A 13,068-nucleotide genomic window follows, 5' to 3' on the forward strand; every position below is an offset into this window, starting at 1 on the left:
CGATGACGACACTCGCCAGCGACACCGACACTCTGACGCGTGACGCCCTGACGGTCCTCCAGCCCGGTTTCGCCGGCACCAGCGCCCCCGACTGGCTGCTGCGCCGCCTCGGCGAAGGCCTGGCCTCGGTCGGCCTGTTCGGCCGCAACATCGCCTCCCCCGAACAACTCGCCGCGCTCACCGCCCAGTTGCGCACCGAGCGTGACGACGTGCTCGTCGCGATCGACGAGGAGGGCGGCGACGTCACCCGCCTTGAGGTGCGGACCGGCTCCAGCTTCCCCGGCAACCACGCCCTCGGCGCGGTCGACGACACGGATCTCACCAGGCAGGTCGCCTTCGAGCTGGGCCGCCGCCTCGCGGCCTGCGGCGTCGACTTCAACTGGGCCCCGTCGGCCGACGTGAACTCCAACCCGGGCAACCCGGTGATCGGCGTACGCTCCTTCGGCGCCGACCCCGACCTGGTCGCCCGGCACACCGCGGCCTATGTCACCGGCCTCCAGGCGGCGGGCGTCGCCGCCTGCACCAAGCACTTCCCCGGCCACGGCGACACGGCCGTCGACTCCCACCTCGCCCTGCCCCGCATCGCCGTGGACCCCGCGGTGCTGGCCGAGCGCGAACTGGCCCCGTTCCGCGCGGCCATCGCCGCCGGCAGCCGTGCCGTGATGAGCGCGCACATCCTGGTCCCCGCCCTGGACCCGGACCGCCCGGCGACGTTGTCCCGCCGCATCCTGACTGAGCTCCTGCGTGGCGAACTCGGCTACGACGGCCTGATCGTCACCGACGGCATGGAGATGCAGGCGATCGCCGGCACCTACGGCATCGAGCGCGGCAGCGTCCTCGCCATCGCGGCCGGCGCCGACGCCATCTGTGTGGGCGGCGGCCTCGCCGACGACGAGACGGTACGGCGCCTGCGCGACGCCCTCGTCGCCGCGGTCCGCGTCGGCGACCTCCCGGAGGAACGCCTGGCCGACGCGGCGGAACGGGTCCGCGCCCTGGCCCGCTGGACGGCCTCGGCAGCGGCCTCCGCCGACCGGGCCGGCGCGCGGACCGACATCGGCCTCGTCGCCGCGCGCCGCGCACTGCGCCGCACCGCCGTCGCCCCCTTCACCCCGCTCACCGACGCCCCCTACGTCGCCGCCCTCACCCCGGTCGCCAACATCGCCGTCGGCGACGAAACCCCCTGGGGCGTGGCCGTGGAACTCGCCCGGCTGCTGCCCGGCACCGAGACGGGCAGCTTCGCCGGCGAGGACGCGGGACAGGCGGCACTGGTCGCGGCGGGGGAGCGGCGGATCGTGGCCGTGGTCCGCGACGAGCACCGCCACCCCTGGATGACGGCGGCCCTGGACACCCTCCTCGCCGCCCGCCCCGACACCGTCGTCGTCGAGATGGGCGTCCCGCAGGCCCCACCGCGCGGCGCCCTCCACCTCGCCACCCACGGCGCGGCCCGCGTCTGCGGACGGGCGGCGGCGGAGGTCATCGCGGGCGCGTGACGCCCCCCACGACGACACAGGCGCCGGTTCCCCTTTCGGGGAGCCGGCGCCTGTCCTGTCGTAGCGGGCGTTGTAGCGGAGGCCCTCAGATCCCCTGCCAATCAGGCTTGTTGGCGTACGTGTGCCGGAAGTAGTCCGCGAGCTTCAGCTTGGACGCGGCCCCCTCGTCGATGACGACCGTCGCGTGCGGATGCAGCTGGAGCGCCGAGGCGGGACAGATCGCCGCCACCGGCCCCTCGACCGTCGCGGCGACGGCGTCCGCCTTGCCCTCGCCCGTGGCGAGCAGCACCAGGTGCCGCGCCTCCAGGATGGTGCCGATGCCCTGCGTGATGACGTGGTGCGGGACCTGTTCGATGTCCCCGTCGAAGAACCGCGCGTTGTCGATCCGGGTCTGCTCGGTGAGCGTCTTGATCCGCGTCCGGGAGGCCAGCGAGGAGCAGGGCTCGTTGAACCCGATGTGCCCGTCGGTCCCGATCCCCAGCAGCTGGAGGTCGACCCCGCCGGCCGCGGCCAGCGCCCGGTCGTAGGCCTCGCAGGCGGCCTGTACGTCCTCGGCGGTGCCGTCCGGCCCGAGGAAGGCGTCCATGCCGACGCCGAGCGGCTCCAGCACCTCCCGGCGCAGCACCGAGCGGTAGGACTCGGGGTGCTCGGCGGGCAGCCCCACGTACTCGTCGAGCTGGGCGATCCGCGCCCGTGAGGTGTCCACGGCACCGGAGCGCACCTGGGCCGTCAACGCCTGGTAGACCGGCAGCGGGGTGGAACCGGTGGCCACGCCGAGCAGGGCGTCGGGCTTGCGCCGCAGGAGCTGGGCGATGGCATGGGCGATGAGTTCGCCGCCCGACCTGGCGTCCGCAACGATGACAACTTCCACGCTGGCCTGCCGTTCTGGAGAGGGGGTCGAGTGGGGCCCCGAAGGGCTATGTGGTTTAGACCAATCCACGGACCAATCTAACAGAATCGGGCACCCCCGCCCAGGTGGCGAAGGTCGCGCGAGGCCGTCCGTGTCCACGGCGATCCGGAAATTGCCCTGCCGATCGGGCCCCGCGAGGGAACCCGCACAGGCTAGGCTGCGTTGTGGATGCTAGGGCGTCCGAATACCTACGGTTGAACAAGCTCCGGCACATGGACACCGATAAGTGGTCTAGTCCAGAATGGCGGGGGTAGGTAGCAGACTTCCGTCTTCCCCGCACAGGAAGGCGGACCGAGGACCCGGAGCTCTCTGCCCTGACTGCCCCGGATCCTCACCCTCGGTCGGCGGGACCGCACACCCCGCGGCCGATATTGCTCCGGGCTGCGGTGCCGGGAGGGCTGAGGGTCCCTCTCAGGCGCCGCGGCCCGCGGGTGTCTCCGGGCGGGTGTCTCCGCCCCTTTTAGGCCCCGCACATACCCCCAGGTACGCTCGCAGACGTGCCCTCCATGAACGAACTCGTACGCCAGCACACCGCACTCGGCGACTCCGACCTCGAGTGGCTGCACCTGCTGGTCTCGGAGTGGCAGCTGCTCTCCGACCTCTCCTTCGCCGACCTGGTCCTGTGGGTCCCCACCCGCGACGGCACCCGCTACGTCTCCGTCGCCCAGATGCGCCCCAACACCGGCCCCACCTCCTACCAGGACGACATGGTCGGCCACCTGGTCCCGCGCGGCCGCAGGCCCCTGCTGGACGCCGCCCTCGACGAGGGCCGGATCGTGCGCGAGGGCGACCCGGAGTGGCGCGAGGAGGTCCCCGTCCGGGTCGAGTCGATCCCCGTACGGCGCGAGGGCCGCGTCCTCGGCGTCATCGCCCGCAACACCAACCTGCTCACCGTGCGCACCCCGAGCCGCCTGGAGCTGACCTACCTCCAGAGCGCCTCCGACCTCGCGCAGATGATCGCGGCCGGCTCCTTCCCGTTCCCCGACCAGCAGATGGACATGGACGCGGCCCCGCGCGTCGGCGACGGCCTGATCCGCCTGGACGCCGACGGGGTCGTCCAGTACGCCTCCCCGAACGCGCTCTCCGCCTACCACCGCATGGGCCTCGCCTCCGACCTGGTCGGCCACAACCTCGGCCTGACCACCGCCGAACTCGCCCCCACCCGTGGCCCGGTGGACGAGGCGCTCGCCAAGGTCGCCAGCGGCTGGGCACCGCGCGAGTTCGAGGTCGAGGCGCACGACGGCGTCATCCAGTTCCGCGCCATCCCGCTCAAGCCCAAGGGCACCCGCATCGGTTCGCTCGTCCTGCTCCGGGACGTCACCGAACTGCGGCGCCGTGAGCGTGAGTTGATCACCAAGGACGCGACCATCCGGGAGATCCACCACCGGGTCAAGAACAACCTCCAGACCGTCGCCGCCCTGTTGCGGCTCCAGGCCCGCCGGATCGAGTCCGAGCGGGGCAGGGAGGCCCTGGAGGAGGCGGTCCGGCGCGTCGGCTCGATCGCCATCGTCCATGAGACGCTGTCCCAGAACCTGGACGAGCGGGTGGAGTTCGACGAGATCGCCGACCGGGTCCTGGCGATGGTCGCGGAGATCTCGCCGGGCAAGGTGGTCGGCCGGCGCACCGGCCGCTTCGGCATCCTCGACGCGGAGGTCGCCACCCCACTGTCCATGGTGCTCACCGAGATCCTTCAGAACGCGCTCGAGCACGGGTTCCGCGAGGGCGACACCGGCACGGTCGAGGTCTCGGCGGTTCGCGGCGGCACCACGAAGGAGGGCCGTCTGCTGGTCACCGTCCAGGACGACGGCGTCGGCCTGCCCGAGGGATTCGACCCGCACACCTCGGGCAACCTCGGCCTCCAGATCGTACGGACGCTGGTGGAGGGGGAGTTGGGCGGATCGTTCGACATGGTCCCGGCGCCGGAGCGGGGCACGCAGGTGATCCTGGACATCCCGGTGCGGGCGCAGAAGTAGCCCACGTCGGCCGAGGGCACAGCAAGAAGCCCCGGACCGTTCAGGGGTCCGGGGCTCAAATGCTCGTTGCCAGCGTGAGCTGGACATCGGGGGTACTGCGCGCTGCGGCTCGGGGCGGGAGATGCGTACTCGCTGTACGCGCCGCCAAGCGTCAGGCTTGTGGGGCGGGTGTCGTCAGGCGGAAGCCTGACGGGCCCGGTTGCGGGCGGCGCGGCGCTTCATTGCGCGTCGCTCGTCCTCGCTGAGGCCACCCCAGACGCCGGAGTCCTGACCGGACTCGAGCGCCCACTGCAGACACTGATCCATAACGGGGCAGCGACGGCAGACGGCCTTGGCTTCCTCGATCTGCAGCAGCGCAGGACCGGTGTTGCCGATGGGGAAGAAGAGCTCGGGGTCTTCCTCGCGGCAAACGGCGTTGTGACGCCAGTCCATGGCTGCTACCTCTCCTTGGTATTACATGCAAGTTGCTTGTGAATGTGAACGCTTTCACGAATCCCTCAACAAGTGAAGGGCCACCAGCCAGGTTCCCTGGCGCGGTCCTGTGGATTGAAGAGGGGTTCTGGTGATCAGTGGAGGCTGGTCCTGCGGGCCGTCCCGATCGCCAGATAGAGACTCGCAAACCTCGGCGGCGGATACAACCCCTTCCGGAAAGTTTTTTTTGATTCCTCGGTGTCGACTAGGTCACAGCCGTACTTCCATGGGGTGGACCTGGGTCTAAACGTTCGAGTGAAAGGACTTCAGCCCTTTCTGCTCACACAATCACACGCAGTGCACGGCGTACGCCTGTGAACGTCACGCTGGTTCGCAGCCCCAGGTGGTCACCGTCCATCTGGAGGGGCAGCGGGACCTTCGAATGCAAGGTGAACTGGTCCAGGTCGTGCAAGGACACGGCGTGCTTGCCATGAGGTCCCCGCTCGGGGGACGAAGTGAGCAACTGGGTCCCATACCGGACAACGGAGGCCGCGGACAGACGGCTCAGGCCGAGTACGTCGAGCCCGGTATCGAACGAGGCTTTAGGTGAGGCGTACACCGGACGATTGCCCAGATAGGTCCACGGTGCCGTGTTGCAGACGATGGACAGCACCAGATCGGTCACCGGGTCCGCGCCCGGCCGTTCCAGCGTGATCGAACCGTGCCGGCGCTGCGGCTCACCGAGGAGCTGGCGCACGGCCTGGCGGACGTAGAGCGCGTGGGTGGACCTCCTGCCGCGCTCGCGCTGCTGTTCGACCCGGCCGACGACGCCGGCGTCGAAACCGAGCCCGGCGTTGAAGGTGAACCAGCGCCCCGGCACCGCCTCGTCCTCCGAACCCGGCGTACCGGAGGTCAGCCCCAGCCCGACGGTGCGCTCCCGGCCCTCGCGCAGGGCGTCCAGCAGGGCGCCGGTCGCCTCGACGGGATCGTTGGGCAGGCCCAGCGCGCGGGCGAAGACATTGGTGGAGCCGCCGGGGACCACGGCGATGCCGGGCAGGTTCTCGGGATCGGGGCCGGCGTGCAGCAGCCCGTTCACCACTTCGTTGATGGTGCCGTCGCCACCGAGGGCGACGACCATGTCTATGTCCTCGCTCTGCGCGGCCTGCCGCCCCAGGTCCCGCGCGTGCCCGCGGTACTCGGTGGTGACCGCCTCCAGCTTCATCTCGCTGGCGAGCGCGTGGATGAGGACGTCCCGCGTCCGTGCACTCGTAGTGGTTGCTGCCGGATTGACCACGAGAAGTGCACGCATGGATGGCAGCGTACCTACTGGGTGGTACCGAGGCACAAGGCCGGACGAGGATCGGCCGGGACCCCGCGGCGTGAGCCGTGACACGACGGGCGTGCGGGGCCGGAGGGGCACAGGGACGGGCCGGGGAGCGGCGGCTACCCTTCTGGGGTGAGCAGCGAGCAGAACCCCGCCACCCCGAGAAGCACGGGAAACGCCGGAAGCGCCGGGAGCGACGGACACGGCGCAGACACCGAGCACGCGGGTCCCCGCCCGCGCCGTCTGACGTACGCCGCGGCGCTCGTCGGCCTGGAGGGGCTCGCGCTGGTCGTCGGCGGGCTCTGGATCCTCGTCCTCGGAGTCACCGGTGCCCCCGACGACCGGCAGCAGGCCGTCACCGGCGGGGTGACGCTGGTGGTCCTCGCGCTGCTGCCCCTGCTCGCCGCCCGCGGACTGCTGGGCTGCCGGAGCTGGAGCCGAGGGCCGGCGGTCATCACGCAGATCATGGCGCTGCCCGTCGCCTACAACCTGCTCCAGGCCGAGAGCATGGCGATCCCGGCGGGCATCGCGCTCGCCGCCACCGCCATCGCCGCGCTGATCCTGATCGTCAACGGCGAGACGACCCGGGCCCTCGGGATCCGGGGGCCCGGCCACGCGGGAGACGCCGACAGCGGCGGACGGAAGTAGCCGAGGAGGGTCACTCCTCGACGAGGAGCTTCTCCCGCAGCTGGGCCAGCGTGCGCGCCAGCAGCCGGGAGACGTGCATCTGGGAGATGCCGACCTCCTGCGCGATCTGCGACTGCGTCATGTTGCCGAAGAAGCGAAGCAGCAGAATCCGCTTCTCGCGCGGTGGAAGGTCCTCGAGGAGCGGCTTGAGCGACTCCCGGTACTCGACGCCCTCCAGCGCCTCGTCCTCCGCGCCGAGGGTGTCGGCGACCGCCGGGGACTCGTCGTCGGTGTCGGGGACGTCCAGCGACAGCGTGGAGTAGGCGTTGGCCGACTCCAGGCCCTCCAGGACCTCCTCCTCCGAGATCGCCAGCTTCTCGGCCAGCTCGTGCACGGTCGGGGAGCGGCCGTGCAGCTGGGACAGCTCGGCCGTGGCCGTCGTGAGGGACAGCCGCAGCTCCTGGAGCCTGCGCGGCACCCGCACCGCCCAGCCCTTGTCGCGGAAGTGCCGCTTGATCTCGCCGACGACCGTCGGTGTCGCGTACGTCGAGAACTCCACGCCGCGGTCCGGATCGAATCGGTCGACCGACTTGATCAGTCCGATGGTGGCGACCTGGGTGAGGTCGTCCAGCGGCTCCCCACGGTTGCGGAAGCGGCGCGCGAGGTGCTCGACGAGCGGCAGGTGCATGCGGACCAGCTGGTTGCGCAGCTCCGCGTACTCCGGGCTGCCGTCGTTCAGCGCGCGCAGTTCGATGAACTTCGCGCGTGCCCCGCTGCGGTCCTCGCGCGCCTGGGACACCGGCTGCTGCTGCACGGCCTGCTGTGGCACCGGCTGCCGAGGCGCGGGCTGCTGAGGCTCGTGCCGCGTGCCCGGCACGCCCTGTTCGTCGTCTCGCTCGTGCTCGCTCATCGTCCCGCCCGTCGCCCTCTGTCGAGCCTCTTCCTCGGCCCGGCCGGGGGTGCCCCCGATCCGCCTCTCCCGAGGCGACTCCTGCCCGGCACTCTCCGGGAAGCCGGTCCCGACGGAGGCCGGTTCGTCCTCCGGATGGGGCCGGGCCTGCTCGGGAATACCGTCGATGCCGTCCGCCATGCGTCGGGAACCGTCCGGAGAGACGGCCGTCCCGGCGCTCTCGGCCGGCAGCTCCCGTGTGCCGCGCTCTTCGTCCCGCACCGGCCCGTCCCCGTTCCTCACGCCGGCCCGGGTCCCGCGCCGCGCTGTTTGTAGAGGCTGATCGAAACGGTTTTGTCCTCGTCCACGGCGGAGGAGACCTTGCCCGCCAGGGCGGACAGCACGGTCCAGGCGAAGGTGTCGCGCGCGGGGGCGTGCCCGTCGGTGGTCGGCGCCGAGACGGTGACCTCCAGCGAGTCGTCGACCAGGCGGAAGACACAACTGAGCACCGAACCGGGCACGGCCTGCTGGAGCAGGATCGCGCAGGCCTCGTCCACCGCGATGCGGAGATCCTCGATCTCGTCCAGGGTGAAGTCCAAACGGGCCGCGAGGCCGGCCGTGGCCGTCCGCAGCACCGACAGGTAGGCACCCGCAGCCGGCAGCCGGACTTCCACGAAGTCCTGGGTCGCGGGCTCGCCTGCGATCTGGGACACCCTCACCTCCAAGGTGGTACAAGCTTTTCGGGGGCCGAGGGTCGCCCCCCGGGGTAACGCGTGTGTGGTGCAGCGGTGACGCTATCGCGCTCTCGTCCGTCCTGTCCCCGGGACCCCAACCCCCTGGCGTCACTCACAGTAAAACTGCGAACACGCTCCGTGTCTAGGGGTCTGCCGGCCCAAAAGGGAAGAGGGCGCGCCGGGTTGACGTACCCAGGCGCCAGATGCTCGAACCGTACCCGGTCCACGGACGAACCGTGCCCGGTGCGGCTCACACGAGGACGTGGTCGACGAAGCACCAGCGCCAGTTCTCGCCCGGTTCGAACGTCCGCATGATCGGATGGCCGGAGTCCTTGTGGTGCTCCGTGGCGTGCCGGCCCGGCGACGAGTCGCAGCACCCGACGTGTCCGCACGTCAGACACAGCCGTAGTTGCACCGGGTGGGTGCCGTCCCGCAGGCACTCCGGGCACGTCTCGCCGAGCGGGACGGGTTCGGGGTGCGGCAGCGCGTCGGCGTGCGTGCACTGTTTCATGATTGCCAGATTACGACGGTCGTGCGGATGACCGCGCAGAAAAACGAGGGCGGGCGAAACATGGACGTGATGCCACTGCTGTTGCTGGTGGCGGGCAGCGCGGCGATCGCCGCGGCGGCCCGGCGCACACCGGTGCCGGCACCGCTGCTGCTGGTCGCCGTCGGCCTGGCCGTCTCGTACGTCCCCGGAGTCCCGGACTACACCCTCGACCCCGACGTCGTGCTGCCGCTCCTGCTGCCCCCGCTGCTGTACACCTCCGCCATCGACAGCTCCTACCTCGACCTGCGGGCCCAGCTGCGGCCCGTGGCGCTGCTGTCGGTCGGCTACGTCCTCTTCGCGACGCTCGCCGTCGGCTGGGCCGCCTATCTGATCGTCCCGGGACTGCCGCTGACCGCGGCGCTGGTGCTGGGCGCGGTCGTGGCGCCGCCCGACGCGGTCGCGGCGACGGCGGTGGCGCGCAAGGTCGGCCTGCCGTCGAAGGTGACGACGATCCTCCAGGGCGAGTCCCTGCTCAACGACGCGACCGCGATCACCGCCTACAAGGTGGCCCTCGCGGTCGTCGTCGGAGAGGGCGCGTCCTGGGCCGGCGGGATCGAGGAGTTCCTGGTGGCCGCGGTCGGCGGCACCGCCGTCGGTCTGGTCCTGATGGCCCCGCTGCACTGGCTGCGGACCCGCCTGAAGGAGCCGCTCCTCAAGAACACGCTGTCCCTCCTCATCCCGTTCGTCGCGTACGCCACCGCCGAGCAGTTCCACGCCTCCGGCGTCATCGCCGTGGTCGTGGTCGCCCTCTACCTGGGCCACCGCGCGTGGGAGGTCGACTTCGCCACCCGGCTCCAGGAGGACGCGGTGTGGAAGATGGTCGCCTTCGTCCTGGAGTCGGCGGTCTTCGCCCTCATCGGCCTGCAACTCCAGATCGTCCTGAGAGGCCTCGGCGACTACGAGGGGCTGGACGCCGCCTGGTACGCGGTCGCCCTCTTCCTCGTGGTCGTCGTGGTCCGCTTCCTGTGGGTCTATCCGGCGACCTTCCTGCCCCGGCTGCTGTCGGCACGCATCCGCGCGCGTGAGGAGAACCCCACCTGGCGAGGGCCGATCGTCATCGGCTGGGCCGGCATGCGCGGAGTCGTCTCGCTCGCCATCGCGTTCTCCATCCCGGTCACCGTCGATCACGGAGAGGGGCCCTTCCCGCACCGCAACCTGATCCTCTTCCTGACCTTCACCACGGTCATCGGCACCCTGGTCGTGCAGGGCCTGACCCTGCCCCCGCTGATCCGTCTGCTGAAGTTCCCCGAAGCCGACCCGCAGGCCGCGACCCTCGCCGAGGCCAACGCGCAGGCCCAGGCCTCCCGGGCGGCCGAGCACCGACTGGAGGAACTGCTGTCCGACGAGCGCAACACCCTGCCCCCGCCGCTGGCCGACCGGCTCCGCAACGTCCTCGAACGCCGCCGCAACGCCGTCTGGGAACGCCTGGGCCAGGTCAACCCGGTCACCGGTGAGACCGTCGACGACACCTACCGCCGCCTGTCCCGCGAGATGATCAGCGCCGAGCGCGGGGTCTTCGTGCGTCTGCGCGACGGCCGTTACATCGACGACGAGATGCTGCGGACGCTGCTGCGCAGGCTGGACCTGGAGGAGGCCGCGGCCTACCGGGAGGCCGGCTAGCAGCCGCACGGGCGGCTTCGGCCAGGGGGCGGGGAACAGCGGGCTCAGGGGATGAACGGCGCTCCCGTCACCACCGCCGCGAGCCGTGTCCCGCGCGGGAACGCGCCTTCCTCGGCGAGGACGACAAGTGCGTACAGCGACTTGGCGACATAGAGACGCTCGACCGGCAGGCCGTGCCGCTGTTCGAAGTCCCGTGCGAAGTCCTCGAGGACGGGGGTGGTGCGGGCGTACCCGCCGAAGTGGAAGCGCTCGTCCAGCCGCCAGTCGCCCACCGGGCCGCCGAAGGCGTCCGTCTGCAGGGCCCGTATGCCGTCCCCGAGGAACCCGCCCTTGAGGACCGGTATGCCGAGGGCTCGCCGGCCGGGGCCCAGCCCGGCGGCGAGGCCCGCGAGGGTGCCGCCGGTGCCGCAGGCGAGGGCCACGACGTCGGCGTGGTCGCGCAGCTCCTCGCCGAGGGCGCGGCAGCCGTGGACGGCCGCCGCGTTGCTGCCGCCCTCGGGTACGACGTACGCGTCCTCGGCGCCGGCGGCGCGCAGGACCGCCGCCAGGGTGCCGGGGTCGGTCTTGCGGCGGTAGGTCGCCCGGTCGACGAAGCGCAGCCGCATCCCGTCGGCCGCGCAGCGGGCCAGGGAGGGGTTCAGCGGACGGTCCGCCAGTTCGTCGCCGCGCACCACCCCGACCGTGGGCAGGCCCAGCAGACGGCCGGCGGCGGCCGTGGCCCGCAGATGGTTGGAGTAGGCGCCCCCGAACGTCACGACCGGCCGTCCCGCCGCCGCCTCCAGGTTCGGCACGAGCTTGCGCCACTTGTTGCCGATCAGCTCCGGGTGGATCAGGTCGTCCCGCTTGAGCAGCAGCCGTACCCCGTGCCGCGCGAACCGCTCGTCGGCCACCTCCTCCAGGGGTGAGGGCAGCCGGGGGCGCAGGGCCGCGGAGTCGAACGGAACAGGGCGGGTCACCTCGCCATTGTCGAACACCGTTCGTGCGAAAACTCGCTGTGCCCACACCGTCGTTGATCCATTCCCGCTCTTTCGGGTAATGGCACGAACACACTGAGTGATGGAAGGCTTGTCCGCGAGAACAGTGCGGCGGCGCAGAACGGCGTCGGTGCATCACCGGGAGGGCATTTCTCTATGTCGGTAGGCGAAGAAGTCCGCGCTGAGCAGGGCAAGCCGCAGCAGAGCCTTGGCACCGCGGCCGCGCGGAACCTGGCCACCACCACCAAGTCCGTACCGCAGATGCAGGAGATCAGCTCTCGCTGGCTGCTGCGGAATCTGCCCTGGATCGACGTACAGGGCGGCACATACCGAGTGAACCGGCGACTGACGTACGCCGTCGGCGACGGCCGCGTCACCTTCGTCAAGACCGGCGACCAGGTCGAGGTCATCCCCGCGGAGCTGGGCGAACTGCCCGCACTGCGGTCGTACGAGGACGAGGACGTGCTCTCGGAGCTGGCTTCCCGCTGCCGGCAGCGGGAGTACGCGCCGGGCGAGCTGGTCGCCTCCTTCGGCAGCCAGACCGACGAGGTCTACCTCCTCGCGCACGGCAGGGTCGAGAAGGTCGGCACCGGTCCCTACGGCGACGACCAGGTCCTCGGAGTCCTCGCCGACGGCGCCTACTTCGGCGACCAGGCGCTGCTCGACCCGGACGCCATCTGGGAGTACACCGCGCGCGCGGTCACCGCCTGCACCGTGCTGATCCTGTCCCGCCAGGACTTCGAACAGGTCGCCGAGCGCGCCGACTCACTGACCGAGCACCTTCGGAATCTGCGCTCGATCCCCCGGCAGTCGACCAACCGCTACGGCGAGAAGGCCGTCGAGCTGGCCGCGGGCCACGCCGGTGAGCCGGACATCCCGCACACCTTCGTGGACTACGACGCCCGGCCGCGCGAGTACGAACTGAGCATCGCCCAGACCGTCCTGCGCATCCACTCGCGCGTGGCCGACCTGTACAACCAGCCGATGAACCAGACCGAGCAGCAGTTGCGGCTGACGGTCGAGGCGTTGAAGGAGCGCCAGGAGCACGAGCTGGTCAACAACCGCGAGTTCGGCCTGCTCCACAACTGCGAGTACGACCAGCGGATCCAGCCGCACGACGGCGTCCCCGGCCCGGACGACCTGGACGAGCTGCTCAGCCGCCGGCGCGGTACCAAGATGCTCCTCGCCCATCCGCGCGCGATCGCCGCGATCGGCCGCGAACTCAACAGGCGGGGCCTCGTCCCCGAGACGATCGACGTCGCCGGCAACCGGATCCCCACCTGGCGGGGGGTTCCGATCTACCCGTGCAACAAGATCCCGGTGACCGAGGCCCGCACCAGCTCGATCATCGCGCTGCGTCTCGGCCAGGAGGACCAGGGCGTCATCGGGCTGCGCCAGTCCGGCATCCCGGACGAGATCGAGCCGAGCCTGTCCGTGCGGTTCATGGGCATCAACGAACAGGCCATCATCAAGTACCTGGTCACGGCCTACTACTCGGCGGCGGTGCTGGTCCCGGACGCGCTGGGCGTGCTGGAGAACGTCGAGATCGGCCGCTGGCAGTGACCT

Annotated in this window: 12 protein-coding genes; 5 read left to right on the forward strand and 7 right to left on the reverse strand. The window is 71.0% G+C overall.

What is annotated here, in order from left to right:
• The first annotated feature begins 2 nt into the window (after positions 1-2).
• Positions 3-1,490 (forward strand): glycoside hydrolase family 3 protein, encoded by a 1,488-nt coding sequence (locus ACFWJX_RS35295; protein WP_383250408.1) that lies wholly within the window; start codon positions 3-5, stop codon positions 1,488-1,490.
• A gap of 85 nt (positions 1,491-1,575) precedes the next feature.
• Here ACFWJX_RS35295 and nagB read toward each other — a convergent pair whose 3' ends face one another.
• Positions 1,576-2,361, reverse strand: a complete 786-nt coding sequence (nagB, locus tag ACFWJX_RS35300) for a glucosamine-6-phosphate deaminase (protein WP_383250409.1) — start codon at positions 2,359-2,361, stop codon at positions 1,576-1,578.
• Positions 2,362-2,906: 545 nt separating this feature from the next.
• Between nagB and ACFWJX_RS35305 the strand changes: the two genes are divergently transcribed.
• Positions 2,907-4,373 (forward strand): sensor histidine kinase, encoded by a 1,467-nt coding sequence (locus ACFWJX_RS35305; protein ID WP_383250446.1) that lies wholly within the window; start codon positions 2,907-2,909, stop codon positions 4,371-4,373.
• Positions 4,374-4,547: 174 nt separating this feature from the next.
• On the opposite strand, the gene ACFWJX_RS35310 is transcribed toward ACFWJX_RS35305, so the two are convergent.
• Together ACFWJX_RS35310 and ACFWJX_RS35315 are read right to left on the reverse strand one after the other, a co-directional pair.
• Positions 4,548-4,805: a WhiB family transcriptional regulator gene (locus tag ACFWJX_RS35310; protein WP_006142322.1), complete on the reverse strand. Its 258-nt coding sequence runs from the start codon at positions 4,803-4,805 to the stop codon at positions 4,548-4,550.
• A 319-nt stretch (positions 4,806-5,124) separates the two neighbouring features.
• Positions 5,125-6,093 (reverse strand): diacylglycerol/lipid kinase family protein, encoded by a 969-nt coding sequence (locus ACFWJX_RS35315; protein ID WP_383250410.1) that lies wholly within the window; start codon positions 6,091-6,093, stop codon positions 5,125-5,127.
• Positions 6,094-6,240: 147 nt separating this feature from the next.
• Between ACFWJX_RS35315 and ACFWJX_RS35320 the strand changes: the two genes are divergently transcribed.
• Positions 6,241-6,756, forward strand: coding sequence for a hypothetical protein (locus tag ACFWJX_RS35320; protein WP_383250411.1), 516 nt, complete (start codon positions 6,241-6,243; stop codon positions 6,754-6,756).
• A gap of 10 nt (positions 6,757-6,766) precedes the next feature.
• Here the strand turns inward: ACFWJX_RS35320 and ACFWJX_RS35325 are convergent, their stop codons facing one another.
• The 3 genes from ACFWJX_RS35325 to ACFWJX_RS35335 all read right to left on the reverse strand — a co-directional run bounded on the left by ACFWJX_RS35325 (position 6,767) and on the right by ACFWJX_RS35335 (position 8,869).
• On the reverse strand, positions 6,767-7,927 hold the full coding sequence (locus tag ACFWJX_RS35325) for an RNA polymerase sigma factor SigF (protein ID WP_383250412.1): 1,161 nt from the start codon (positions 7,925-7,927) through the stop codon (positions 6,767-6,769).
• On the reverse strand, positions 7,924-8,337 hold the full coding sequence (locus tag ACFWJX_RS35330; protein WP_019058277.1) for an anti-sigma regulatory factor: 414 nt from the start codon (positions 8,335-8,337) through the stop codon (positions 7,924-7,926). Before ACFWJX_RS35330 ends, ACFWJX_RS35325 begins: the two co-directional genes overlap by 4 nt.
• A 271-nt stretch (positions 8,338-8,608) precedes the next feature.
• Entirely contained in the window at positions 8,609-8,869 is a 261-nt protein-coding gene (locus ACFWJX_RS35335) for a UBP-type zinc finger domain-containing protein (protein ID WP_073491348.1), read from the reverse strand.
• Positions 8,870-8,929: 60 nt separating this feature from the next.
• On the opposite strand from ACFWJX_RS35335, the gene ACFWJX_RS35340 reads away from it, so the two are divergent.
• Positions 8,930-10,528 carry a Na+/H+ antiporter gene (locus ACFWJX_RS35340; RefSeq protein ID WP_383250447.1) on the forward strand — a complete coding sequence of 533 codons (1,599 nt, stop codon included), beginning with the start codon at positions 8,930-8,932 and terminating at the stop codon, positions 10,526-10,528.
• 44 nt (positions 10,529-10,572) lie between these two features.
• On the opposite strand, the gene ACFWJX_RS35345 is transcribed toward ACFWJX_RS35340, so the two are convergent.
• Entirely contained in the window at positions 10,573-11,484 is a 912-nt protein-coding gene (locus ACFWJX_RS35345; RefSeq protein WP_383250413.1) for a 1-aminocyclopropane-1-carboxylate deaminase/D-cysteine desulfhydrase, read from the reverse strand.
• Between the two features lie 174 nt (positions 11,485-11,658).
• Here ACFWJX_RS35345 and ACFWJX_RS35350 point away from each other — a divergent pair, with 174 nt between their 5' ends.
• Positions 11,659-13,065 (forward strand): family 2B encapsulin nanocompartment shell protein, encoded by a 1,407-nt coding sequence (locus tag ACFWJX_RS35350; protein WP_383250414.1) that lies wholly within the window; start codon positions 11,659-11,661, stop codon positions 13,063-13,065.
• Positions 13,066-13,068 lie beyond the last annotated feature (3 nt).

This window comes from Streptomyces sp. NPDC058335 (assembly GCF_042723915.1).
GTDB lineage: Bacteria > Actinomycetota > Actinomycetes > Streptomycetales > Streptomycetaceae > Streptomyces.